The organism is Marinomonas sp. ef1 (assembly GCF_002806845.1).
GTDB classification, from domain to species: domain Bacteria; phylum Pseudomonadota; class Gammaproteobacteria; order Pseudomonadales; family Marinomonadaceae; genus Marinomonas; species Marinomonas polaris.
Genome location: NZ_NHTT01000023.1, coordinates 1 through 26,302 on the forward strand (window position 1 = coordinate 1; position 26,302 = coordinate 26,302).

A 26,302-nucleotide genomic window follows, 5' to 3' on the forward strand; every position below is an offset into this window, starting at 1 on the left:
AGAAAACCAACCACATGTAGGTCAGACTTCAGGCCATCAAAAGCCTAGTTAAACCAAACCAAAACCCTTGACGCGCTAAAGCACGACCTACAACAAACTTGACGCACTAACGCGCGACCTAAAAAATCATTTTATTAATGCATTACTGTTTCATGCGCTCAGCAAGGTTCCCTTGCTCATAAGCTTCTTCTTCAATATGACTAATATTGACGACTATATTTTCCGCGCGCTCAATACTGTTAATACTTAATGCGTCGACATCTTGCATCTTTTCATTAAGATCTCTAGCTACACTAGCTTGCTCTTCAGAGGATACATTGATCTGTGCCGTCATCTCTACAACACGTTTTATAGCCGCTTCTATATCACCCATTTTCTGAGCCACTTTATTAACGCTATCAACACCTTCTTGTGCAACCGCAGTGCCTTTATCAATAGTATTAGTTACATCTAAAGTGTTTTTCTTCAGCTCTTCCGTCATGCTATGAATACTTTGTGTGGCATTCTGAGTGCGAATTGCCAATGCTCGAACCTCATCCGCAACCACCGCAAAACCACGCCCAGCTTCACCCGCACGAGCAGACTCAATGGCCGCATTCAACGCCAACAGATTTGTTTGCTCAGCAATACCACTAATAGAATTAACCACTTCGTTAATGCTATCACTGCGTTCAGCTAATATCGCGACAACTTTTTTAGCATCCGAAATGTCTTGATAAACCTGACGCATAGTCTCACCCGTTTGCTGAGCCAACAAACGACTCTCACGAGATAATCCACCGACAGACTCAGTTGCCTCAACCGCCACATGAACATGCTCTGCAACATCAGTCACACTAGACAAGAGTTGAGAACTCGCCGCAACCACTTCCTGAAAGGTATTTCGTTGCTTATTGAAATTGACCAAATTCGTTGTCACACTGGCTTTCGCATCCGATGCTCTTTGACGAAGCTGTTGAGCACCCTCTTTTAGGCGATAGCGAAAAGTATTACCAGCCGCTTCTTGATGAATTTTTGCAAACTTGATCGCGGCTTTGGTTCCAACCGTTTTACAGTATAAATACTGACCTATTGGGTTATGCGACTCGGACGATAAGCCAGAGACAACCGAGTGCAAAGACTGAGCCTGGAAATAGGTTAACCACATCCCGAACAAAGCCAAAATAGGCCCAGCAACTTGCAAAGCTAATACGTTAGACAATAAACCAATAATGGCCAATAAAATAAAACTGGACATTAAAGGCCAAGAAGCATTGCTTAAATGCGCAGATACCTTGGTCGTTATTGGTAACAAACCTTTTCCCGCATTAATACGATCATAAATAGACTGAGCATGTTGAATTTCATCTCGCGTTGCTTTGCGGCGAACAGATTCATAACCAATCACTTTACTGCCATCTAATAGCGGACTTACATGAGCACTTACCCAGTAATGATCTCCATTTTCACAGCGGTTTTTTACCAACCCCATCCAACTCTTACCCTGTTTCAAATTGGCCCACATATCAGCAAAAACCGCTGCTGGCACATCAGGGTGACGGATAATATTATGTGGCGAGCCAATCAGAGCTTCACGCTTATAACCTGCTATCTCACAGAAAACATCATTCACAAACGTAATGCGTCCCTTCACATCTGTACTGGAAACTAACACGTAGCTTTCGGGAAAATCATTTTCTTTATTTGTTACTGGCATTTTTCGCATAAACAACTCTCGATTTTTTATATTAGTTATTTTTATCACGTATGCTGGATTGTTACTATTTGTAAATATACCCTAAAAATATATCACATTGACTTATTCATCATCAAAGTCTCGGTAAGCATCCGGCGCTAAATCTTCAAAGCGAGTATATTTACCCACAAATGCCAATCGGCATGTACCAATTGGACCATTACGCTGCTTACCGATAATAATTTCAGCAATACCTTTATGCGGTGTATCTTCGTGATAAACCTCATCTCGATATACAAAGGAAATAACATCGGCATCCTGCTCAATTGCCCCAGATTCACGCAAATCAGAGTTAACTGGGCGCTTATTGGGTCGATTCTCCAAACTACGGTTGAGCTGAGAAAGCGCCACCATAGGGCATTCCATTTCTTTGGCTATAGCCTTAAGAGAACGAGAGATTTCAGAGATCTCATTGGTACGACCTTCAGTGAAACCTGGAATTTGCATCAACTGAAGGTAATCGACCATGATCATTGCAACACCACCGTGTTCACGAGCAATACGTCGCACACGTGAGCGCATTTCTGTTGGGCTAATACCACCAGTATCATCAATAAAGAGCTTGCGATCTTTTAGCATTTTTACCGCAGACATTAACTTATCCCAGTCTTCCTGAACCAGTTGCCCAGAACGCATTCGAGTCTGATCGATTCGACCAAGGGAAGACAACATACGCATCATGAGTGATTCAGCAGGCATCTCCAAACTGAATACAATAACGGGCTTATCACTAATCATGGCGGCATTTTCTACCAAGTTCATCGCAAACGTCGTTTTACCCATGGAAGGTCGCCCTGCCACAATAATTAAATCCGACTTCTGCAACCCTGCCGTCATAGCATCTAAATCAGTAAAGCCCGTACTTAAACCTGTAATGGCACCTTCTTGATGGTACAGCTCATCAATTTTATCGACGGTGGCACTTAAAATATCTGCTGCAATTCGCGGGCCGCCTTTTTTCTCTCCACCCTCAGCTATTTGAAATATTTTTCGCTCAGCTTCATCCAATACTTCAGCAGCAGTCATACCTTCTGGATGAAAAGCTCGCGCAGATATATCGTTTGTTGTAGAAATAAGACGGCGCAAAATAGAACGCTCACGAACGATATCAGCATAGGAAGCGATGTTGGAGGCACTTGGCGTGGCTTCAGCAACCTCAATTAAATATGCCATACCACCAATAGATTCTAGATCGCCACGCTTATCTAATCGCTCACCAATGGTAACCACATCAATAGGTTCTGATTCGTCAGCTAGGCGAGCAATAACGGTAAAAATTGCCTTATGCTCTGGACGATAAAAATCATCAGCAATAACAAGCTCGGAGACTTTCTCCCAAGCTTGGGGATCCAACATCAATCCGCCAACAACTGAACGCTCAGCCTCAATGGAATACGGTGGTAATTTAATAGAAGCGACTTCAGAATCATTTAGTTGCACGCAAAATACCCATACAAATACAGAAAAAATACAGAAAGATTAGCTTATCACGCCAACAAAAAAAGGGCATCTTGCAAAGCAAGATACCCTTCTCTTATTTAAGAAAGATTCGCATCTTTCTTAAGTAATTTACCGAAGCAAATTACTCAGCGATTACTTCTAAAGTAACCGTTACAATAACTTCAGAATGAAGTTGAACGTCTACTTCGAAAGAACCTGTGTGACGAATCGCGCCTTCTGGAAGACGGATTTCAGCTTTCTCTACTGCTACTTGCGTAGAAATAGCATCAGCGATGTCACGAGTACCGATAGAACCAAAAAGCTTACCTTCATCACCAGCATTTGCAGCGATAGTGAAAGTTTTGCCTTCTAATGTTAGAGCACGAGCTTCAGCAGCAGCTTTACGCTCTGCAGCTTGCGCTTCTAATTCAACACGGCGCTCTTCAAAGCTAGCCAAATTAGCTTTAGTAGCCATTACAGCTTTTTTGTTCGGAATCAAAAAGTTACGAGCATAGCCTGGTTTAACAACTGCAACGTCACCAATACCGCCTAGCTTGTTTACTTTGTCGAGTAGAATAACTTCCATCTCGATCACCTCTAATTAATCATTAGCTATCACTTGAGTTGGACGCCTTACCTTGTATTCTAGAACGAATATCTACAAAGCTATCAATCACACAAAGTGCGACAAGAATATTTGCAAAGTACACATTCAGTACAAAAAAACCTACAAGATAAAATGCGATCAGTCCAACAATCCCAATTTCTTTTTTTGCTAAAACACCATGCACTAGAGCGAGCCCCGGCAACACCAAAGCAGGCACAGCGGCTTGGGATAAAATACTAAAGGATCCACCTAAGCTTTCACCTATTAGAATCATTCCTCCCAATACCAAACTAAACACTACTGGCAATCTTAACTGATGAAATTCAGTACGTAATCCGCCTGGATTATAGAGCCCTGCTTGCCATTTTCTTGCCAAAAACAAAGAAATAATAGCAATAACCACTTGGAAGATGGATATAGCCATCACTGCCTGGTTAAAAATTAAATTTCTATCAGGAACTTCAACACCTTCTTTCGTCAAAACACTCTGAACCAACGTTACCGCCAAATTCAAAATATCTGCCATCAAAAGAGGCTGAAGCAGAGTACTAATAACCGCCAAAAAGCTGCCGACTAGTAGCACCCAACTCCATGACATTGTTGATCTAAGCAAATAGCTCAACAACATCACATCAACTAATACCATGAGCGCCGTAGCATCTCCTTGGAACATCCACAACACAAGTGCTGGTAGACAACCCCAAGCTAATACAGGTATTCCTTCTTTTACACCTTTACGAAGCACCACCAATCCTAAGATTGCAGCCGCCAGCCAAAACATCATAGGAATTAGACCAAACACCATCACACCAATAATGGCATTCAAGCGTTTTTTCATTACCCATTTAGCTAAACCACCCATAGTAGCGCTTCTTTCAGCCTATTAATTAAAGTGGCTGTCAGTGTAAGGAAGAATAGCAATGTAGCGAGCGCGTTTGATTGCAGTCGCTAGCTGACGCTGGTAACGAGCCTTAGTGCCAGTAATACGGCTAGGAACGATTTTACCAGTTTCAGTGATATAACCTTTCAGTGTGTCTAGATCTTTGTAATCGATCTCTTTAACGCCTTCTGCTGTAAAACGGCAGAACTTACGACGACGGAAAAAACGAGCCATGAGTGTCTCCTAATAAAAATAGATTAATCTTCAGATTCTTCAGATACTTCGTCAGAATTGTCGTGGTTACGCTCTTCACGTTGAGGAGCAGAACGACGATCTTCACGACCTTCAGAAGCTTTAATAGGAGATACGTCAGTTACCGCTTCTTTACGACGAATCACCAAGTTACGGATGATGGCATCGTTGTAGCGGAAAGTGTCGTTTAGTTCAGACAAAACACTGTCAGAACACTCAATGTTCATAAGAACATAGTGTGCTTTGTGAATTTTGTTAATTGGGTAAGCTAGTTGACGACGACCCCAATCTTCAAGACGGTGAACTTGACCACCATCTTCAGTGATTAGGTTAGTGTAACGCTCGACCATTGCTGGTACTTGCTCGCTTTGATCTGGGTGAACCAGAAAGACGATTTCATAATGACGCATTTAAGCTCTCCTTATGGGTTCTTAGTCTCCACGCTCCCCCTGTTAAAAAAGCTGTGAGACAAGGAGTATTGATTTACAGGGACGCGCATTATATAGCACTAGTGAACAATAAGTAAACGAAATCAACCAAAGTAATACTCGCACCACCCTTCTTAGTCTAAAACAGTAAAAATAAAACCTATTTTAGTTTGGTTATTTTACAGCCTCAATTAAAGACAATAGAATTAGATTCTTCATAATTCACTCTAACCCACGGATATGGACATCATGAAAAAAATATTTTCTGCGCTATTACTATCCACGCCTGTTGTTGCTCAAGCTGATGCTAACTTAGGCGTCATTGGAGCTATATCAGAATCCGTGTACAAAGAAACAGATAATCAAGCTAAATTCCTGCCAAACGTAGGTTATGAAGGTGAACACTTTTTCCTTCAATTACCTGAAATTGGCTATCGCTTTTTACCCAAACAAGCACCACAAAACTTTGCTATCGGCTTATCCTACGAAAGTTCGAACTTTGACCCTGATGACTCAGATGATATAAACATCCAGCAATTAGATGATAGAGATGACAGCATCATGGCTTTTGCTAGTTATCGAGCGGGGCCGATTTCAGCAAAAGTTGCTCAAGATATCAGCGGTGAACATGATGGCTACTATGCACAAATCGCCTTAGGATATCCACTTCCTGTCGGGGCATGGAAGGTCATCCCTTCTATATCATATCGCTACATGGACAGTAAAATGAGCAACCACTTATTTGGCGTCTCTCAAAGCGAATCAGTAAATACTGGTGGTGCTATCGCTGCATACGATTCAGGTGCCGTTTCTCAAATCAGATATGGGGTAAGAGGCATTTATCCACTTTCAACAAGTGTAAATCTGATGTTAGGCATCAATCACACTAAATTCGATAGTGAAATTTTAAAAAGCCCTATGGTAGAGGACAATACGATCACATCTATTCTAGCTGGTATTATCTTTTCATTTTGATAGATACAACATAAATATCGCCTCACAGGTAAATCTGAGTTTTCGGAATAATAAGTCATGAGTAAATTTTCCAACAACACCCAAGCCATGCTGTTTGGCCTTGGGGCTGTGTTACTTTGGTCGACCGTAGCCACTGCGTTTTCGATATCACTCAAGTACTTCTCGCCAACACAGTTATTGCTTGTTGCGAACATCGTCTCATTGATTTTTTTAACAACCCTGATTACATTAAAGGGTGAAACAAAGCGATTAATTAGCTTCGCCAAGCAATCATGGAAATCATCTTTATTTTTTGGCGCAATCAACCCCTTTCTTTATTACCTAATATTACTTCAAGCTTACAACATGCTTCCCGCACAAGAGGCACAAGCGATAAATTATACTTGGGCCATTATGCTTAGCTTTATGGCCGTCCCAATACTCAAACAACGCCTAAAAAGCGCGGACTATATCGCAGCTGCGGCGTGCTATTTTGGCGTACTTTATATATCTACTCGCGGCCAGATAGCGTCACTAGAGTTTTCAAACGTCACAGGTGTTGCCTTCGCTCTTCTAAGCACTATTATTTGGGCACTTTATTGGTTATTGAATACGAAAGACAAACGCCCTAGCTTAATCGGTCTAACGCTTAATTTTGCCTTTGCACTCCCCTTAATCATGATATTTGCAGGCGTAACAGGTGAACTAAACCACTGGAATAATGACGGATTATGGGGCGCAATTTATATTGGTTTATTTGAAATGGGGCTAAGTTTTGTATTGTGGAATAGAGCATTAAAACTAACAACTAATGCCAGCCAAGTAGCGAACTTAATATTTCTATCCCCATTGCTATCAATTATCTGGCTTTCACAATTCGCAGGTGAACCTATCTTACGCTCCACACTCATTGGTTTAGCTTGTATTCTAGTTGGCCTATTTATTCAAAACTGGGCAAAAAGAAAAAAACAATAAGGACAAAAAATGCCAGCATTCATCTACCTATTACTGCCTATATTTTTCTGGTCAGGCAATTACATTTTAGGACGATTAACCGTTTCCAATGGAATAGACCCGTTTTCAATATCTTTCTTACGCTGGAGCCTTGCCTGCCTAATCATTTTGCCTTTTGCTTACAAGAAGCTTTGGCGAGAACGAAGCATTATCGTAAAAAACTGGCCTTTGCTTGTTCTTTTTGGCTGGCTTGGCATTTGCAATTACAATCTTTTCCTTTATATAGGGCTCGGTACCACAACAGTCACCAATGCAGTACTACTCAATTCCATCATGCCGGTGATGATACTAATTACAGCTCGTCTACTGTTGGGGAATAAAACATCTTGGTTACAGAATACTGGCATACTTATTTCCACCCTTGGTGCAATTACGATCGTTAGCCGCGGCAGTTTAGAAACCTTTTTACACTTGAGTTTCTCACAAGGCGACTTATGGATTATTACCGCGGCTATTAGCTGGGCTATTTATTCGGTACTCATTGCAAAACGCCCGAAAGAAATGTCTTTGATTGGTTTCTTTGCCTGCACAGCAATTATAGGAACCTTGTTTCAGGCTCCACTATTCTTCCTATTTGGACATAGTCAACTAACTGACTTCACAGTAAGTAACTGGGGCGCCATCATTTATATGGGGCTATTTGCTTCAATTGGGGCTTTTTTATGCTGGAACACTGGCGTACAGAAACTCGGTGCGGCAACCGCAGGACACTTTATCCACCTCCTCCCAGTATTCAGTATCGGCTTATCAGTGATATTCCTAGGCGAACAACTGCTTAGTTTCCATTACATCGGTATAACATTAATTTTTTCAGGAATATTTGTGGCGACAATACTAAACAAAAAAAAGCTGCGAACGGCCTAGCCTCTATTTCGCGCCATTCGGGTACTAATCAAAATGCTTGAAAAAATAAACAACATTCCAAGAATGGCGTAAATGTCAGGGACATGGCCCCAGACAACCCATCCCCAAAACCCACTAAACACCACACCAACATAACTAACGGGAGAAACAACACTTGCTGGCGCATAGGTATAAGCCAAATTATAAAGGTACATACCTACATACAAAGTGATGGTGACCGCAGCCACCAGAGGCCATACAGCAATAGGTAAAACCAAAGAATCACCCTGCACTAACATCAATGGTAGAGACAATATTGTCGACACGAAAAAATACACAAACAAGGTTTCTTGCCCAGATACTTGCTGGGATAGCATTCGCGTCGTCACCATAGACAAGGCCAAGCCTATCGCGGAAATAAACCCAACAATATGCCAAGGATTTAAGTGGTCCGGCGTAGGCTGAATAACAAATGCCACACCAATAAAACCGATTATAAGCGGTAACCAACGCGCCTTTGGAATTCTGATTTTATGCAGTATTAGCACCACAAAAGGAACACACAATGGCGCGCAGGTTCGAAGTAAAGAAGCTTCCACCAAAGGAATATGATTCAACGACCAATAATAAAAAAGAAAACCAATGAAGCCACCAAAACTGCGCAAAAAGTGAATTTTCCACACAGAAAGCGATCGTTTTTGCCAGCGTCCGCGCATTTGGGGTAGAAGTATTAAGGCACAAAATAAACTCTGCCAAAAAACCAGGGTTGATACCGCGATCATGGTTTGAGCCTGTTTGGCAGCCAATGCAGTAAGCGACATAACAAACGCATAAGCGATTGTCATCACAATGCCTTTCTTTAATAACTCGTTATCATCTAACACTAAATCGCTCTTTCTATGTAAGTGAAACAGGAAGACTGTTTAACTCAATCAAGCTAGATTGTCGAGCTATTAGCTCCTTCAGCGCTCGGCAATCCAGAACTAGGCATTCCAAGGTAACGAGAAAAAAGCGGATGAGGCTCGATTTGAGATAAAACAGATACGGGTTCATAAGCTGTAACACGACCTTGCTCAATCAAGATAACTCGTCCGCCGACCAAACTCGCTTCTTGCGGCAAATGCGATACCAACAAGGTGGTTAATCCCAATTCTAGCGTTACATCATTGACCAAGTAGAGCATTTCTTCACGTAATGCAGGATCCAAAGCACTAAAAGGTTCATCGAGTAACAGGATAGGTTTTTTTCGTACCAATGCCCGTGCAATAGCGACCCTCTGGGCTTGCCCGCCAGACAAAGCCTGTGGATAGCGGTCTTTTTTATCAACAAGCTGTGTTTTTTCAAGCGCCCACTGAATTCTTGTTTTTTGCTCACCGCTTAAAGAGAGAGAAGGAGACAAACCAATGGCGACATTTTGCCAGACGGTTAATTGCGGAAATAAATTATCACTTTGAAATAAGGTCGATATTGGCCTTTCGTAAGGGGGTAAAGAAAGCAGTGATTCTTCGTTGAAAAAAAGCTCTCCACGGCCGTCTAAAAAGCCACCCAATAAATGCAATAGCGTACTTTTTCCTTCGCCACTACCACCAAGTAAAGTGGTGACACCAGGGGAAATCTCCACACAATAATTGGCATGAAAATTCTCCCAATCATATTGAAGGTTAATTTTTAACACGTGCTGTTACTCCACCAATAAAGCGAGACGAACAATAAAACAAGATCAAGCATAGAGAAATTAATACCACAGCAACACAAGCCCCCTCTTCCAACCGATAAGAGCCAATCAATTGAAACAGATATAAAGGCAGAGACACCAAACTCTGACTTCCAAATAACGCAATCACTCCCATGTCACCCAAAGACAATAACAGCGCATAACCAAATGCTTGCCCGATACTGGCTCTCATTAAAGGCCATTCCAGACGCCATCTAGACCAAGAGCGAATCCCCAAACTCAAGTATACATTTCGAAAACGCCGCTCTTGTTGATACATAACTGGCATCAAAGCTCGCAGCACGAAAGGCAGCGCCATGACCGCGTTGACCCATACCACAATCCAATAACTCGATTGCAGCCCCCAGCCAAAATCACGCAGTGTCAAAAACAAGCCAGTGGCAATCACCAAACCCGGCACCATTAAAATCATATTCCCTAGATGCTCGATTTTATTCGGAAAAAAAGCAAAATACTGACGCGCCATACAAAACCGCGCCAGCACACCAAAACAGACACCAAGCAGCAAACTTACCAGAGCCGCTGGAATAGCAATTTGCAATGAAACAAGCACAGCATTCCACAAAGCAACAGACTGTAATGTCTTCAAAAAAATAGGCGAGATAATCGGATCAAAAATCGCTAAAAAAGGTGGAATGACCAATACAAACGCACAGAGTAAGGCCAAAAAATCTGCCGACTTAGCCCAAAAAGAATCTTTAAGTGAATAATTCTTTACCGCCAATAAACTCACATCTTGACGGTTAATCGGTGCGATCCGATAAACAACAACCGCAAATAAAGTGCATATGGACACCTGAAGCAAAGCTAAAAAACTGGCTTTGTTGAGGTCAAAATCAAATCTAAGCGCCTGATAAATGGCCACTTCCAAGGTACTATATTTTGGACCGCCACCTAAGCTTAACACCACAGCAAAGCTAGAGAAGCACAACATGAAAATTAGTACAAAGGCTCCAGGCAGAACCTTTTTCATGTAGTGCCATTCAATCCAACGAAAGGCCGCCCAACGAGAAAAACCTAACTGCGAAGCCTGACGCCACTGCCCTGATGGAATTAAGTCATAACCTTGCAACAAAAGGCGTACGGCCAACGGCATATTAAAAAATACATGGGCAAGCAAGATACCCACCAAACCATACAAGGGAACTTGCACCCCAAACAACTGATTCAGCCACCCGGTACGACCATAGACAACCACCAAGCCTAAAATCGCCACAATGGTTGGCACCACCATGGAAACTGAAAACAATTGCAGTAAAGCAGATCGGCCATAAAACTGGCGATGAATAAGACAAGAAGCAACAGGAATAGCAATAAGTAAGCTAATACTACTGCTTAGCAGCGCTTGCCATAAGGAAAAGCGTACAACCCGCCAAAGATAAGGCTGCTGCATATAGCCAAGCCAAGAGTGTAATTCGCTATAACGCAAAAGAGCCGCCAAACTGGCAGCTCCCATTAGCAGGAAAAAACCAACACCTAATAGCGCCGGCAATAACCCTTTGACGGTTCGAAAGAAAAACAACTTAACGTCGATTATCGAGTCGTGGCATTTAACCACTCATCAATCCAAGCTTTACGATGTTGCGCCACGTCTTTTGCCGGCAGAACCAAACTCTTTACCGGTTTTAAAGCACTGTCAAAAGCCGCTGGTAATTTTTCATCTAGCTTAACCACGGGTAACATCCAATTGCCCGTTGCAACTGTCAATTGGAAACCTGACTGCAAAATAAACTGCATAAACTGCTTCGCCAAGGCAGGATGAGGCGCACCTTTCATCATCGCTGCCACTTCGATTTGTGGATAAAGACCTTCACTGGCTGCAGCAGCCATATACTTATTATCCCCTTCCGCAACAATGTGATAAGCAGGAGATGTGGTGTAACTCAACACAACATCCGCTTCGCCTTTCAAAAATAAACCATAGGCGTCAGACCAACTTTTCGTTACTGTCACGGTATGAGAAGCCAAACGCTCCCATGCTTCAGCAGCATTATCGCCATAAACAGATTTCACCCATAACAACAGACCAAGCCCTGGCGTGCTCGTTCTTGGATCCTGATAAATAACACGCAGGTTTTGATTATCTACCACTTCTTCCAAACTAGTTGGCGGACTTTTAAGCGTTTCAGAATTGTAAATAAAAGCAAAGTGACCTTGATCAAATGGCACGAAGGTTTTATCCGACCAGCCACCAGCAATAGTGATAGCTGAAGTATCAACAGCATGGTTCGCCAATAGACCTGTCTGTTTTGCGGCTTCCATTAGATTTAGGTCTAACCCCAAAAGTACATCAGCTTGTGACGACTTCCCTTCTAGTTGCGCGCGGGACAAAATACCAACCGAAGAGTCCAATGCGACAAAATTCACTTCACAGGCACATTCTTTTTCGAAATTAGCTTTTATCTTCGGACCCGGCCCCCAATCGGATGCAAACGCATCATAGGTATAGATATTCAGAGTATCTTTGGCTAATGTTACAGGCGAAAAAGCTACGCCAAGACTAACAACAGCCGCAGAAAAAAGAGTGGTTAACAAAAATGGTTTCAAAGTGTCGCTCCTAAAATAAGTGAGCGGCGTACAGGGGAAATGGCAAGGATGATTTTTGAGCTACTATATATGTCGGCAGTTCAACTTGCTATCTCGATTCCTACGCCAGCATGATCTGGATCAGGTTCGGTGGGTTAGCAGACAATCTGCTTCTCAGCTCTAACATTTACTAAATGCTAAAGCACCCCATGAGATAATGAGCGTTTATTGTAAAGAGTCGATCAACGGAAGTCTATTTCAGCAAGCACTCTGGTGACTGCACCTTGATTTTTTTCTGCAAAACGCAATGCAGTTTGACCGAGACGGAAACGCTGAGACGATTGCCCCGCAAGATCCACAACTACTTTTGTCAATTGCGCTTCGTCTTGACAACGAATAGCGCCATTCACCTGCAAAAGCTGTTCAGTAATATCCATAAAATTAAAGGTATAGGGTCCAACTAAAATTGCCTTTCCAAGCAAGGCGGGCTCAATCGGATTGTGGCCACCGCGTTTAATCAAACTGCCACCAACAAAAGCCATATCAGATGCTTGATAGTAATACATCAACTCTCCCATGGAGTCGCCAATCACCACATCAAAATTAGCCCATTGATCGAGTGCCGTTTGAGTACGAAGAGCGACTCGCTCAAAAGACTGCATAGCTAAAGCTTGTACTGCTTCAAAGCGTTCAGGATGACGAGGAACCAGTACCAATAACGCATCTGGATATTTTTGTAGCAGCGCCTTATGAACGCGCAATAGCATTTCATCTTCACCTTGGTGAGTACTTCCTCCCACCCAGACAAACCTTGAACCTAACTGTCGACGCCAGTTAGCTTGAAATACTTCAGGCGGCACAGCAAGATCGAATTTAATACTTCCTGTCACTAATACTTTTTTTGCTCCCAACGCTTCAAAGCGCACTGCATCAGCTTGTGCATGCGCCAAAAAACAATCCGGTAAAGCAAATAAGGGGCGCGAGATAGCTGAAAACTTCTGATAGCGCTGGAAAGAACGCTCACTCAAACGAGCATTCACTACCTCAACACGTAGACCTCGCTGCTTAGCCAGTTGTAACAAGTTAGGCCAAAGTTCGGTTTCTACAATTAATAAATGCTTACAGGTTAGTTTTTTAAGTGCCCTTTTAACACTTGAGCGCCAGTCCATTGGCAAATATCGATGCTCTGCAAAAGGAAAGGTTTTTACTACTTGCTCTGCCCCCGTCGGTGTCATAGTGGTAATTAATAATCGCTGTGTAGGGTATTTTTCACGCCACTGAAGTACCAAGGGGCGTACAGCAAGCACTTCGCCCACAGACGCACAATGAATCCATAAATCCGCTTCAACAGAAGGCCAAAAGCCAAACGCTTCTTTAGCACGATAGTGCTGATAGGTTTTCTTAAAACGCCGTATTTTCGATAAAATAACCGGCGTTAATAAGACTAGTAAAGAACGGTACAGCCACATAATTAAGCTGGTGTCTCGCTGAATTGCTGATTATGAAGCTGTGCATAAGCACCATTCATCGCTAACAACTCACTGTGCGAGCCTTGTTCAATGATCTCACCATGATCCACAACCGCAATAATATCGGCATTCTCAATGGTCGATAATCGATGGGCAATAGCGATAGTGGTACGATTCGCCATTAGACCATCCAGGGCAGTCTGAATTGCTCGCTCTGATTCCGTATCCAATGCTGACGTCGCTTCATCCAAAATCAAAATAGGCGCATTTTTCAAGATAGCTCTAGCTATCGCAATACGCTGTCGCTGACCACCAGACAAGAGAACACCATTCTCGCCAACCATGGTATCTAGACCATGATCAAGCTCTTGAATAAAGTCCCAAGCATTGGCTGCTTTAGCTGCTTCAATGACATCTTCTACACTGGTATCACGCAAATAACCGTAGGCGATATTATCTCGAATCGTGCCATTGAAAAGTACAACTTGTTGATTTACCAAAGCGATATTAGAGCGCAGCTCAGTCAACTTATAATCATTGATACGAACACCATCTATACTCAAAGAACCATCATCAATATCATAAAAACGCGGAATTAAGTTCGCTATAGTAGATTTACCACTACCTGAACGCCCTACTAACGCCAAAGTTTTTCCAGCTGGCAAAGACAAACTAATATTTTTTAATGTCTGTTTCTCAGCACCAGTGTATTTAAAGGACATATTATCCCACTCAATATCCCCCTTAAATCGGGTTGCGGGTGTTAATCCTTTATCAACCTCTTCTGGCAAATCCAAGAAATCAAAAATACTGTAAGAAGCGGCAATACCTTTTTGCAATATACTGTTTACATCTGTCAGCTGACGAATAGGCTTACCTAACATACCAGCAGCAGTCAGGAAGGCGATAAAATCGCCTGGAGACATATGTGAACTGATAGAAGGGCTTAAAGCAAACCAAATTAGAATCGCCATCATCAGCGCAAGAATGAACTGCACAATCGGAATATTAAGAGATTTAGTCATTTCCATTTTTAACTGAGAACGACGATTTTCATTCGCAGCCTTATGGAAACGCGATATTTCATACTGGCTACCGCCAAATATTTTAACCACTTCATGACCTTTAATCGCTTCTGATGCCACATCAGTAACACCACCCATCGCATTTTGAATTCGAGTACTCAGTTTGCGAAAACGCTTAGATGCATAAGAAACAATTAAGCCAATTAAAGGCACAACCAATAAAAACAATAAAGAAAGGCGCCAGTTCATATAGATCATATAACCTAACAAACCAACAACTGTTAGGCCTTCACGCAAAAGAACACGTATTGCCTGGGTAATAGAGCCAATGACTTGTTCAGTATCGTATGTCAGCTTAGCGAGAAGTCGTCCAGTAGGAATAGAATGATAATAATTAGAAGGTAGGAGTACGAGCTTATTAAACATGCTGGTACGTAAATCAAAAACCACATTATTGGCAACTTTCGCCATAAAGTAGTTACCCAAGAAAGTACCTATCCCTCGAGCAATAAAAACCCCCAGAATAGCCAAAGGTATTAATAGACGACTATCTGATATTTGCCCTACAGAAACAATATCTACAATATGCTTTAGTAAAGCAGCTAAAGCTGGCTCCATCGAAGCATAAATGACATAACCTATTATACTAAGAACCAAATACAACCAAGATGAGCGCACATAACCCAAAAGGCGAAAATAGTTTTGCATACCAGAAACAGGAGCTTTTGGAGCCGGAGTTTCGATTTCTATATTTTCTTTATCTTGCATTTATAAATTCGCTTTTTCGATGATAGAGGTAGTTGAGTAACCATCAACAAAAGTCAAAACTTTCACTTCCCCTCCATGAGCTAAGACATGATCAGCACCAACAATTGTTTCTATGGTGTAATCCCCACCTTTAACCAAAACATCAGGCGTTAAGAATTCAATAATTTCTTTTGGTGTGTCTTCGTCGAACCAAGTTACCCAGTCAATAGAGCCCACGCCTTCAAGCACAGACATGCGGTGAATTAAGTTATTAATTGGACGTTTTTCGCCTTTAAGTCGCTTAACTGATGCATCGGTATTGACGGCAACAATTAAACGATCTCCAAGCGCTTTGGCCTGCTTCATGTAAGCAATATGTCCAGGATGAAGAATATCGAAACAACCATTCGTAAAAACAATCTTTTCACCATTCATCTGCGCCAGTTTAATTTGCTCAAGCAGATCTTCTGGAGAAAGCACGCCAAAGTTTGTGTTATGTGAACGCTGAAACATGATGGCGTCTAGTCGCTCAGCACTGATTGATGCCGTACCCAGTTTTCCAACGACATAACCCGCTGCTTGGTTAGCGTATTCAACAGCATCAATAAAACGCTTGCTCGTAACATAAACCGCTGTCAAAACTGCAACAACGGTATCGCCAGCGCCCGTAACATCAAACACCTCTTTGGCAGCCGTCGCCAATGAAAAAGGAGGTTTATCATCACTCAATAAAATCAAACCGTCTTCACCACGAGTGACCAATAATGCTTTCCAGCCAAATTGCTCGCGCAGAGCTTTGGCTTTTTCTTCCAACTCTTTCGTTGAGCGGCATTTACCCACTATCGTTTCGAACTCAAGAAGGTTCGGCTTAACTAAGGTTGCTCCTTGATAGATTGAGAAGTCATTACCTTTAGGGTCAACAAAACTAGGCACTTTCGCCGCATTTGATAATTTAATCAAAGACTGAACATCAGCAAGGCAGCCTTTTGCATAGTCAGAAAAAATGACAGCATCAGATTCAGGCAAACACTCCTCGACGACTTTTGCCAATGCTTCATTTTGAGAAAGACTGTCTTCACGCTCTTCAAAATCCAAACGAATAAGTTGTTGATGACGACTCATCACACGCAATTTAGTGATGGTTGGTAAGGTTTCTGAGCGAACAAAACGACAAGTCACCCCTACCTCTTCTAGGCAACGAGACAAAACATCAGCATTTTCATCGTTGCCGACTACACCTACTAACGTTACAGATACACCTAATTTAGCCAAACCAAGTGCTACGTTTGCGGCACCACCGGGGCGATCTTCAATACTGGAAACCTTAACGACTTGAACCGGAGCTTCAGGAGAAATACGCGAGGTGCCACCATGCCAGTAGCGATCTAACATCACATCCCCAACAACAAGGATGTGTTTATCTTTAAAATTCAAATACGAAGAGTTCATAGGCACATAATAATCGATTTTTAGAGACACTCATCTTATCATACTCCCACACCAAGTTGGACATACCTAAAACATACGAAATAAGGCTTTTACACAATGCTGAATTCCGCTCTATTATCTAGCCAATCGTTCTTATTTGATGAACTTTTAAACAATTGGTCTTGTTATGGTATCAACAAGGAAGATGGCTATAGTTATGAAAGCATGAACCATGACTGGACCAACAATAGTGTTGGCCGTGTTCGTTTATTAACTCAATGTCGTCAGCTATATACTTTTAGTCATGCCTGCCAGATCAAAAACATGCCAGAGTGGCAAGTGAAGCTAACCCCGCTTTTCGACTTCATCACTTCTCATTATTTTATCGATGAACGCTGGATTTTTTCGTTGCATGACGATCTTTCAATCAAAGACACACAATCAGACGCATATGCTCTTGCTTTCGTATTACTGTCTTTTAGCCATTATTACAGAGTAACAAAAGATGATCGCGCTCTTATTTTTATGAAAAAAACGCATCTCTTTTTATTAGATAATATGCGAGCCCTATCAGGTGGTTTTTATGAATCCTATCCTGTCGATACAAGCCAAATTCGTCGCCAAAACCCACACATGCACTTACTAGAAGGTTATGTTGCTGCTTTTAATACAACTAACGATGACGATTATAAAGAGGCTATCCAATCTCTACTTTCATTAGCACTTGAACGTTTTTATCACAAAGAAACGAAGACACTACGTGAGTTTTTTAGTGCTGATTGGAGTATTGACCCTCAAACAGGCAATCAAGTAGAACCTGGGCATCACTTCGAATGGGTCTGGTTGCTTTACCAAGCAAATAAAATAATCCCTAACCCCGACTATACTGACTTAGCACAACAACTATGGCTAACAGCAACCAGACATGGACTAGCCAACAATGGCGGCATTTACAATCAAATAGACGGAGATACCAAGCACCCCCTTGATAAAGAAAAACGTATCTGGCCGATTACCGAATATTTAAAAGCAGTCACAGTAATGCCGATTGGCAAAGAAGAGAAAATCGACCGTTTAGAGAAATGCATCAATTTTGCTCAGCAGCACTATTTTCTAACAAACGGCCGTTGGAATGAATACCTTAACGAAGACAACACACCAAAAAACTATCCGCTTCCCGGAACCAGCAGCTATCATATTTTTCTCGGCCTGACAGAAGTGATAGCATGGGCAAAAGCAAACAACGGTTTTCTGGGCTCTTTCTAGTTTTAGCTTACTGGCTTAGGCTTATACGTAAACTTAGCAAAGGCAAAACCTTAGATATTAGGACAAATATATTATGTATATAGTAACTGGTGGTGCCGGATTCATTGGCAGTAATATCATCAAGGCCTTAAACAACAAAGGCATCAAGAATATCCTTTTGGTAGATGATTTGACGGACGGTAAAAAATGTCTAAACCTGTCCGATCTTGATATTGCTGATTACATGGATATGTATGACTTCTTGGATGCTATTAAGAACGATACATTAGGCATTAACCCTATTGCCGTTTTCCATGAAGGTGCTTGCTCAGCAACCACAGAGTGGAACGGTAAGTATGTTATGGACGTGAATTATCAATATTCAAAAGCGGTACTAGATTTTTGTTTAAAACATGATGCACCATTTTCCTATGCGTCTTCAGCTTCTGTTTATGGTTCTGGCCCCGTTTTTCAGGAGTCCCGTGAAAACGAAAAGCCACTTAACATGTACGCCTACTCAAAATTCCAATTTGACCAATACATTCGCGCTATTTTGCCGAAAGCGAAAAGCCAAATTGTTGGTTTCCGCTATTTCAACGTGTATGGACCTCGTGAGCAACATAAAGGCAGCATGGCAAGCGTGGCTTTCCACCTTCGTAACCAAGTACTTGCTGGCGAGAATCCAAAGCTTTTTGGCGCTTACGATGGCTACGAAGCTGGCGGTCAAAGCCGTGATTTCATTTACGTTGAAGATTTGGTTAATACCAAACTTTGGTTCCTAGAAAACCCAGAGAAGTCAGGTATTTTTAATCTAGGTACAGGTAAAGCAGAGCCTTTCCGCACAATCGCTGAAACTGTTATAGCCCATTATGGAAAAGGCGAAATTGAATACATTCCCTTCCCTGAACACTTAAAAGGGGCTTATCAAAGCTTCACTGAGGCAGACATATGCAAGCTTCGTAAAGCTGGATATGAAGGAAATTTCCGTGGACTAGCGCAAGGCGTTCAAGATTACTTAGGTTGGCTCGATACGAATGGCTAAATATTTAATTGTTGGCCCATCTTGGGTTGGTGATATGGTCATGGCGCAGAGCCTCTTTATTACGCTAAAACAGCGTGATGAAGAGGCTATCATAGATGTCATTGGTCCAAACTGGTCATCACCTATATTGGCTAGAATGCCAGAGGTTCGTAACGCAATTACCTTGCCCACAGGTCACGGTGAATGGGGGATCAGTACGCGCCACAAACTAGGGCATTCACTCCGTTCAGAACACTATGATCACGCAATCGTGATGCCTCGTTCATGGAAGTCTGCCCTGGTACCCTTTTTTGCTAAGGTTACGCATCGCGTCGGCTTTACTGGTGAGCAGCGCTACATTCTGCTAAATGAGCGTCGCAAGCTAGACAAAAGCATTTTAAATCAAACCGTAAAACGCTTTACATCTTTAGGATTGCCTAACGAGTTAGCCTATCCACCTATGGATATCCCGTTACCTGCGTTACGAGTTGACTCAGATAATCAGAAAAAACTCTTTCGATTACACAGCTTATCAAATAGACCTGCAATCGCTCTTATGGCGGGTGCAGAATTTGGTCCTTCTAAACAGTGGCCTATCGCTTATTTTCATGAGTTAGCCAAAAGCGCCATTGAAGCGGGTTATCAAGTCTGGGTATTAGGTGGACCAAAAGACCAAAACGACGGCGAGGCAATCATTAGCCACCTAGGTGAGTTTGCCGTAAATCTTTGTGGAAAAACCCAATTGGTAGACGCTATAGATTTACTGGCGGTAGCAGAAAAAGCCGTTAGTAATGATTCTGGATTAATGCATATTGCAGCTGCCGTTGGCACTGAAGTACATGGAATCTATGGATCTACAAGCGAATTATTTACACCACCTCTCACAAGCAACAAGACCATTCATAATCTTCACCTTGAATGCTCTCCTTGCTTTAAAAGAATCTGTCCGCTCGAGCACACTAACTGCCAGAATCAACTGACTCCTGACATGATTATAAGGACAGTCATCACCCAATGAATCTTGTATTACTCAGAAATAGGCCACATTTTGGAGCTCAAATAACCAGTATTCCGGTGCTGTTTTTCTTCTTCCAAAACTACGGCAATCAAGACCTGACTCTTTTATCAAAAAGCAATGTCGGATGGATTTACAACCAGCTGCCTTGGGTAAAAGAATGCATTCAGTCAAAAAGTAGACTCGAAGATCTTAAAAAACTTAAGCATTGCGACAACCTGCTTAATTTGAGACCTAGCAATCGCCTTCCTGTCATTTTATATAAATTTATTAAAGGTGGGAGAGTCTTCGACTTTGTAAAAAATGATTTTCTTATCCACTTAACTTCTGAAAAACATAACGTTTTATGTGATACAGAATACAGAGCGCTAGCTTATCTAAAAATCTTCATTAGAGATGAGCGTGCCCTACTGAATGCCCTAGCAGCGCCCTTTTTAGCGTTATTACAAGACTCCAATTTGAATCTAGAAAGAGCAGAACTAAACATACTTATAATGCCTGGTGGCGGTGCTGGTGAAGGAAAAAAATGGGGAATTGAGAACTTTATTAGCGCTGTACAATCCATTGCCAATACACTAGAAAAAAATTGTCATCTCCATATTCTATTAGGGCCAGATGAGAAAAGAGAAATTCAATACATGCAGGAGCTGAATATCAAAAACTCATCTCTTCACGTAAACATCCCTCTTAACGACATAGCAAAGCTAGTCGATCACTGTGACTTAACAATAGCAAATGACTGTGGGCCATCTCACATAGCGCAATGCATGCAAAAACCATATATAGGTCTATTTAGAGAGCCTAATACTGAGTGGTTTCTAAGCCATGCAAAGTCGGTTAAAGTGCTCCCACAAAAAGGAAATGACATCAAAACCATTACCACCAAAAGCGTCACCGAATACGCTGTTAATTTATTGAAGAGCCAAGCATGAAAATTTCAGGCAATATCATTACCCTCAACGAAGAGAAAAATATCGCCGCTTGTATAGAATCTATGCGAACTGTCTGCGATGAGATTATCGTAGTTGACTCAGGAAGCACCGATAATACGATTGAAATCGCTAAAAGCTTAGGCGCAACCGTAGTAAAGCAGCCCTATCTAGGCGACGGCATCCAAAAAAATGTCGCACTAAACCACACTCAAAATACTTGGGTACTAAGCTTAGATGCTGATGAACGCTTAACACCAGAAATGACACAAGCCATTCAGCAGTTAGACCTAGAATCTACTAGCATTGAAGGCTACTCATTTCGCAGACAAAATATGATTGGCAACCGCTGGATCAAGCATTGCGGCTGGTACCCTGACCGCTGCATTCGGTTATACAATACAGACAAAACTCGCTTTGCCGATGTCAAACAACACGCCAGCGTGCAAACTAAAAACGTCAAAAATATCGATGCCGATATCATCCACTATTCCTTTAAAAATATTGGCGAATTATTTGCCAAGCCTGGTCGTAATTTCAGTGGAAGAGCAGCTAAAATCATGTACGCAAAAGGCAAGCGCGCGAATTGCTTCTCTCCTTTTACTCACGGCCTAAATGCTTTTATCCGTAAGTATATTTTTCAAAGGGGATTCATGGGTGGCGTAGATGGAATGACAGTAGCATTGAGTGCGGCGGTCAATAGCTATCTCAAATACGCTAAACTGCTTGAATATCAACGCGATCCTAGCGTCACAAAACAAGACGACTTTAAAAACATCTGGTAACAAAACAGGCGATACACCTTGAGCAAAATGCTAACAGTACTTCATGTCAATCTCGCTAAAGGCTTCCGTGGCGGCGAGAGACAAACAGAGCTTCTTATAAGAGCCCTAGCAAAGCACTTTAAAATAAAGCAATTGCTTGCTTGTCGAGAAGATTCCCCGCTTCGTACTAGGCTTGCTGACGTCGAGGACCTGTCTTTTGTTACGGCAAATAACCAGTTATCAGGCCACTATGCAGCTCCTCATGCTGATATCGTTCATGCGCATGAAGCCAAAGCTGTCCATTGGGCTTATATTCACAAGCTATTAAGAAACACCCCTTACATACTTACTCGACGAGTCGATACTGTCGTAAAAGATAAGTGGTTAAATAAAAAGACATACAGTAATGCGTCTGCATTAGTGGGCATATCCACACTTATTGCTAACCAAATTCGTGATAAAAAATGGGGAGAAGTCAATCAGATCCCTAGTACCTTAGCCCATTTAGAAACCGATCACAAAGAAGGCGAAGCCTTTCGAAATGCTTTTCCTGGAAAGACAATTATTGGCCATGTAGGTGCATTAGTTGATAAACATAAGGGACAAAAAGTTCTTATTGAAGCTGCTAGCCTATTAGAAAAAAGCCATCCCGACTTACATATTGTTTTTTTCGGCGATGGTGCAGATAAAGAAGAACTTGAGTCTTTATCCAAAGACATTAAAAATATTACATGGATGGGATTCAAACCAAAGATTGGTGACTATTTACCTTACTTCGATCTTTTTGCCTTCCCCTCTAGAAATGAGGGTTTAGGGTCTACATTGTTAGACGTTATGGATGCAGGTGTGCCTATCATTGCCTCTAATGTTGGTGGCATTCCAGACATTGTTATTAATAACGAGACTGGAATATTAATCGAAGCAAACGATAGTTCTGCACTCAAAGACGCCATAATAAAGCTTTCCAGTGATAAGGCACTTCAAACGAGATTGGTCGAGGGAGCCAAAAAACAAATTGAAAATTATACGCCACAAAAAATGGCTGAAAGATATTTTTCCATCTATGAAAAAATAACGGCCTGATATACAAAAACAGACCGTTATTTAAAGCCTAACTATTTCCTAAATCGACTAACACTTTCTAGTGCATCCTTTAAATAGATATAGTTAGGCTCTGCACCTTTTTTTACTCTATTTGTTAAATCATAGATTTTATATTGACCACCAGCACCCACTTCCAAAATACTATCATTAGTAATCAAGGCATAAGCAGCATAACTTGACGAAAGCACCCAATCTCGCTTTTCACTACTACCTAAAAGATCAATGCCTTCTGAATAAGTATTTAGAGGACTAGTAACGCCAAGATAATTTTTCATTAATGTAGGTACAACATCTTCATGGCTCGTTATAGAATCTAGCTTTTCTTTTTCTAATTTCACTCCAATATTAGGTCCAACCATAATAAATGGTACATGAGTTTGTGCTGCCGTAAAATTACTATTATGCCCCCAATAATTGAGTTTATTGTCATTCAACTCTTGGGCATGATCACCCGTAATAATAACAAGGGTATTCTCGGCATCACCAGTTAACTTCAACTCATCCAGCACCTGTTTAGCCAAATCATCAACATAGCGGACACTCGTTTTATAACGATTCATAAATGGTGTAGGATCAGAATCTTTATTAAGAGCTAAGTAATTTACATCCGCCAACATAGGTTCATATTTTTTGTCGTAATCTTTCGGAAAATCGTAGCCATGCGGAGCATCGTAAAAAAGAAACGAGAAGGTTGGTTTAGACTTATCTCTATGTTGATACCACCGCAACCAATCTTCGGTCAGATTTTTATCTCTTTCAGCAGGAGAGCTTCCTTCAGACCTTAGACGCAAACCATTCACTTTGGCGAAAACAGTTTGATTAAACTCAGGATCTGTCAAAGAAGCAGAAGTAAAAATACCTAGCTGATAATCCAACGCTTGAAGGCGATCCATAAAAACGGGAGATCTTTGATTCGATAGCATGCTTTGCCAATACGTCCCAGGTAGACCATAGAAAAGGCCAAAAATACCTGTTCGAGTCGCATTCCCTGTTGATATGTGATTAGCGAAAGAAACGCCGTTTTGAGCATAAGCCCACATGTTAGGTGAATTATCAGCATTAAAGGTATCAAAACGCCATGAGTCCACTACCAAAAACATAATATTCACAGGCTTATCGACAGTAACTGTATTCAGCTCTCCAATTGGATAGTTAAGGTTACTGCTTACTTTTAAAGACAGCTTCTTTTGCTGCTCTAATGCCTTCTCATCAATCCAACCATGTTTTCGCATCCAATCATTTGCAGTAGCAGGTTGAAATAGAGGCAAATAGCTTTTACTGATAGTAACAGGCTGGTATGCGTTTGCTGCAGCCCATATGTGAATAAAATTACTAACAAAAAAACATAAAACAAAAAAATATACAAAATATCTTTTTTTAAGTTTTCTTTCTGGATAGGCACTTAAAAAATGCAGTAAAGCATACTCAATTAAAAATATAACGAGAAAGCTAAAAGCAGCGATAAGCCAAGTAACGATGGAAAAATCAACAACATCACCGGACAATACAAGTTTAAGGACGACCTCGTTGATATGAAAACGATACTGGGCAAAAACAAAGGTATCAATCAGTTGCACAAATAGCGAAACCGACGCCAAAAGACTAACAATCAAATAAAATATTTTTCTAGGAAGAAAAATAAATATAAAAGCAAAAAAACCTAAAATCCCGCCTAATAATGCCATTTGCCCTATTAAACTCGTGACAATAAAAGAGGACCCTAAAATATCTGTAGGAAATTCAGGTAAAAATGAGAAGTACCTTATTGCTAAAAGTATAGAAAAAAATATGTTTATTATTAGGAAGCAACCAAAAACTGAACGCTTATTACCAAGAGCCATGATAAAAACCTAGAAGATTAATTTAAAAAGCAAAAAATGAAAATAAAATCATGAATCAACACCAAATAAATCCCGCGTATAAACTTTATTTTTTACGGCAGATATATCATCTGTCATTCTGTTTGCTACGATCACATCGGATATCGCTTTAAACTCCTCTAAGCTTTTTATTACTTTCGAGTTAAAAAAGTTATCTTCATTAAGCGCTGGCTCATACACAACAACTTCTACACCTTTGGCTTTTATACGTTTCATAACACCTTGAATAGCAGACGCTCTGAAATTATCAGAACCAACTTTCATCACGAGACGATAAATCCCGACGACTTTGGGGCTATTTTTCAAGATAGATTCAGCAACAAAATCTTTACGTGTAGCATTTGCGTCAACAATCGCTCGCACCAAATTGTTTGGGACTTTGTCATAATTAGCTAGTAGCTGTTTGGTATCTTTTGGTAAGCAGTATCCACCATAACCAAATGACGGATTGTTATAGTGACTACCAATACGCGGATCAAGCCCAACACCTTGAATAATTTGACGACTATCTAAATGGTGAGATTCCGCATAGCTGTCTAACTCATTAAAAAATGCAACGCGCATGGCCAAATAAGTATTAGCAAATAGCTTAATGGCCTCAGCTTCAGTTGCCCCTGTGAGCAGCACATCTATGTCTGTTTTTTCCGCGCCCTGAACAAGCAGATCTGCAAAAACCTGCGCTCTATCTGAGACCTCCCCAACGACAATCCGCGAAGGATATAAGTTGTCATATAACGCCTTGCCTTCACGCAAAAACTCAGGTGAAAATAAAAGATTATTAGTAGAAAAACGCTCGCTCGCGGACTTTGTAAAGCCTACCGGGACAGTAGATTTCACCACCATGACCGCATTAGGATTGATACGCATAACATCCTGAATTACGGACTCAACATGGCTAGTATTAAAATAATTTGTTTCTGGATCATAATCGGTAGGGGTTGCAATGATCACATAGTCTGCACCAAGATAAGCCTCTTCCTTGTTTAGCGTTGCAACAAAATTAAGGTTTTCTTCGGCTAAATAACGCTCTATATCACGGTCTTCGATAGGTGACTGTTTTTTATTAAGCATATCTACCTTAGCGGCAACAATGTCCAAGGCGACGACATGATTGTACTTTGCTAATAACAGAGCATTAGAAATGCCAACATACCCAGTTCCAGCCACTGCTATTTTCATTCAGTTTACCTTTTGTTTTAAAGATAGAATTTGTATTCAAAAGAGGCTATTTTACAGTTTGCACCATAATTAAAAATGCCAA

The 26,302-nt window shown here is 41.3% G+C and carries 24 protein-coding genes and 1 riboswitch; of the genes, 9 read left to right on the top strand and 15 right to left on the bottom strand.

Annotated features, from left to right (window positions below; translation table 11 throughout):
• Positions 1-142 precede the first annotated feature (142 nt).
• The 6 genes from CCS02_RS20815 to rpsF form a co-directional block, all read right to left on the bottom strand.
• Positions 143-1,705 carry a methyl-accepting chemotaxis protein gene (locus tag CCS02_RS20815; protein ID WP_072841054.1) on the bottom strand — a complete coding sequence of 521 codons (1,563 nt, stop codon included), beginning with the start codon at positions 1,703-1,705 and terminating at the stop codon, positions 143-145.
• A 93-nt stretch (positions 1,706-1,798) separates the two neighbouring features.
• On the bottom strand, positions 1,799-3,175 hold the full coding sequence (gene dnaB, locus CCS02_RS20820; RefSeq protein WP_072841055.1) for a replicative DNA helicase: 1,377 nt from the start codon (positions 3,173-3,175) through the stop codon (positions 1,799-1,801).
• A gap of 142 nt (positions 3,176-3,317) precedes the next feature.
• Positions 3,318-3,761, bottom strand: coding sequence for a 50S ribosomal protein L9 (rplI, locus tag CCS02_RS20825; protein WP_012071132.1), 444 nt, complete (start codon positions 3,759-3,761; stop codon positions 3,318-3,320).
• A gap of 22 nt (positions 3,762-3,783) precedes the next feature.
• Positions 3,784-4,644 carry a hypothetical protein gene (locus tag CCS02_RS20830; RefSeq protein WP_100187897.1) on the bottom strand — a complete coding sequence of 287 codons (861 nt, stop codon included), beginning with the start codon at positions 4,642-4,644 and terminating at the stop codon, positions 3,784-3,786.
• A gap of 21 nt (positions 4,645-4,665) precedes the next feature.
• Positions 4,666-4,896, bottom strand: coding sequence for a 30S ribosomal protein S18 (rpsR, locus tag CCS02_RS20835; protein ID WP_012071134.1), 231 nt, complete (start codon positions 4,894-4,896; stop codon positions 4,666-4,668).
• Positions 4,897-4,919: 23 nt separating this feature from the next.
• On the bottom strand, positions 4,920-5,324 hold the full coding sequence (gene rpsF, locus CCS02_RS20840; protein ID WP_012071135.1) for a 30S ribosomal protein S6: 405 nt from the start codon (positions 5,322-5,324) through the stop codon (positions 4,920-4,922).
• A gap of 267 nt (positions 5,325-5,591) precedes the next feature.
• Here rpsF and CCS02_RS20845 point away from each other — a divergent pair, with 267 nt between their 5' ends.
• Genes CCS02_RS20845 through CCS02_RS20855 form a run of 3 tightly spaced genes read left to right on the top strand, consistent with a single transcriptional unit; the run spans position 5,592 to position 8,174 of the window.
• Positions 5,592-6,317, top strand: a complete 726-nt coding sequence (locus CCS02_RS20845) for a MipA/OmpV family protein (RefSeq protein WP_232728936.1) — start codon at positions 5,592-5,594, stop codon at positions 6,315-6,317.
• A gap of 57 nt (positions 6,318-6,374) precedes the next feature.
• Positions 6,375-7,271 (top strand): DMT family transporter, encoded by an 897-nt coding sequence (locus tag CCS02_RS20850; RefSeq protein ID WP_100637603.1) that lies wholly within the window; start codon positions 6,375-6,377, stop codon positions 7,269-7,271.
• 9 nt (positions 7,272-7,280) lie between these two features.
• Positions 7,281-8,174, top strand: coding sequence for a DMT family transporter (locus tag CCS02_RS20855; protein WP_100637604.1), 894 nt, complete (start codon positions 7,281-7,283; stop codon positions 8,172-8,174).
• On the opposite strand, the gene CCS02_RS20860 is transcribed toward CCS02_RS20855, so the two are convergent.
• The 7 genes from CCS02_RS20860 to hldE all read right to left on the bottom strand — a co-directional run bounded on the left by CCS02_RS20860 (position 8,171) and on the right by hldE (position 17,104).
• A complete protein-coding gene (locus CCS02_RS20860; protein ID WP_100187893.1) occupies positions 8,171-9,037 on the bottom strand; it encodes a DMT family transporter in 867 nt (288 codons plus the stop codon). The two genes, CCS02_RS20855 and CCS02_RS20860, sit on opposite strands and share 4 nt — an antisense overlap.
• Before the next feature lie 53 nt (positions 9,038-9,090).
• Entirely contained in the window at positions 9,091-9,828 is a 738-nt protein-coding gene (locus CCS02_RS20865; protein ID WP_100187903.1) for a thiamine ABC transporter ATP-binding protein, read from the bottom strand.
• Positions 9,815-11,446, bottom strand: coding sequence for a thiamine/thiamine pyrophosphate ABC transporter permease (thiP, locus tag CCS02_RS20870; protein ID WP_232728937.1), 1,632 nt, complete (start codon positions 11,444-11,446; stop codon positions 9,815-9,817). The genes CCS02_RS20865 and thiP overlap by 14 nt, the downstream gene beginning before the upstream one ends.
• Positions 11,422-12,435 (bottom strand): thiamine ABC transporter substrate binding subunit, encoded by a 1,014-nt coding sequence (gene thiB / locus CCS02_RS20875; protein WP_100637605.1) that lies wholly within the window; start codon positions 12,433-12,435, stop codon positions 11,422-11,424. The genes thiP and thiB overlap by 25 nt, the downstream gene beginning before the upstream one ends.
• A gap of 79 nt (positions 12,436-12,514) precedes the next feature.
• A riboswitch (TPP riboswitch) is annotated at positions 12,515-12,634 on the bottom strand.
• Between the two features lie 22 nt (positions 12,635-12,656).
• The gene (locus CCS02_RS20880) at positions 12,657-13,883 is read right to left on the bottom strand and encodes a 3-deoxy-D-manno-octulosonic acid transferase (protein WP_100637606.1); all 1,227 of its coding nucleotides are present in this window, start codon (positions 13,881-13,883) and stop codon (positions 12,657-12,659) included.
• A 2-nt stretch (positions 13,884-13,885) separates the two neighbouring features.
• On the bottom strand, positions 13,886-15,676 hold the full coding sequence (gene msbA, locus CCS02_RS20885; protein WP_100187890.1) for a lipid A export permease/ATP-binding protein MsbA: 1,791 nt from the start codon (positions 15,674-15,676) through the stop codon (positions 13,886-13,888).
• Entirely contained in the window at positions 15,677-17,104 is a 1,428-nt protein-coding gene (gene hldE / locus CCS02_RS20890) for a bifunctional D-glycero-beta-D-manno-heptose-7-phosphate kinase/D-glycero-beta-D-manno-heptose 1-phosphate adenylyltransferase HldE (protein WP_100187901.1), read from the bottom strand.
• Between the two features lie 96 nt (positions 17,105-17,200).
• Between hldE and CCS02_RS20895 the strand changes: the two genes are divergently transcribed.
• From CCS02_RS20895 to CCS02_RS20920, 6 genes are all read left to right on the top strand, one after another.
• A complete protein-coding gene (locus CCS02_RS20895) occupies positions 17,201-18,349 on the top strand; it encodes an AGE family epimerase/isomerase (RefSeq protein WP_100637607.1) in 1,149 nt (382 codons plus the stop codon).
• Between the two features lie 73 nt (positions 18,350-18,422).
• Positions 18,423-19,370, top strand: a complete 948-nt coding sequence (gene rfaD / locus CCS02_RS20900; RefSeq protein WP_072841065.1) for an ADP-glyceromanno-heptose 6-epimerase — start codon at positions 18,423-18,425, stop codon at positions 19,368-19,370.
• Positions 19,363-20,367, top strand: coding sequence for a lipopolysaccharide heptosyltransferase II (waaF, locus tag CCS02_RS20905; RefSeq protein WP_100637608.1), 1,005 nt, complete (start codon positions 19,363-19,365; stop codon positions 20,365-20,367). The genes rfaD and waaF overlap by 8 nt, the downstream gene beginning before the upstream one ends.
• Positions 20,364-21,296 carry a glycosyltransferase family 9 protein gene (locus tag CCS02_RS20910; RefSeq protein WP_072841067.1) on the top strand — a complete coding sequence of 311 codons (933 nt, stop codon included), beginning with the start codon at positions 20,364-20,366 and terminating at the stop codon, positions 21,294-21,296. Before waaF ends, CCS02_RS20910 begins: the two co-directional genes overlap by 4 nt.
• Positions 21,293-22,078 carry a glycosyltransferase family 2 protein gene (locus tag CCS02_RS20915; RefSeq protein ID WP_100637609.1) on the top strand — a complete coding sequence of 262 codons (786 nt, stop codon included), beginning with the start codon at positions 21,293-21,295 and terminating at the stop codon, positions 22,076-22,078. The genes CCS02_RS20910 and CCS02_RS20915 overlap by 4 nt, the downstream gene beginning before the upstream one ends.
• Positions 22,079-22,105: 27 nt before the next feature.
• Positions 22,106-23,140: a glycosyltransferase family 4 protein gene (locus CCS02_RS20920; protein ID WP_100187900.1), complete on the top strand. Its 1,035-nt coding sequence runs from the start codon at positions 22,106-22,108 to the stop codon at positions 23,138-23,140.
• 32 nt (positions 23,141-23,172) lie between these two features.
• Here CCS02_RS20920 and CCS02_RS20925 read toward each other — a convergent pair whose 3' ends face one another.
• Positions 23,173-25,002: a DUF3413 domain-containing protein gene (locus tag CCS02_RS20925; protein ID WP_100637610.1), complete on the bottom strand. Its 1,830-nt coding sequence runs from the start codon at positions 25,000-25,002 to the stop codon at positions 23,173-23,175.
• 48 nt (positions 25,003-25,050) lie between these two features.
• Positions 25,051-26,220, bottom strand: a complete 1,170-nt coding sequence (locus CCS02_RS20930; protein WP_100637611.1) for a nucleotide sugar dehydrogenase — start codon at positions 26,218-26,220, stop codon at positions 25,051-25,053.
• Positions 26,221-26,302: the final 82 nt, after the last annotated feature.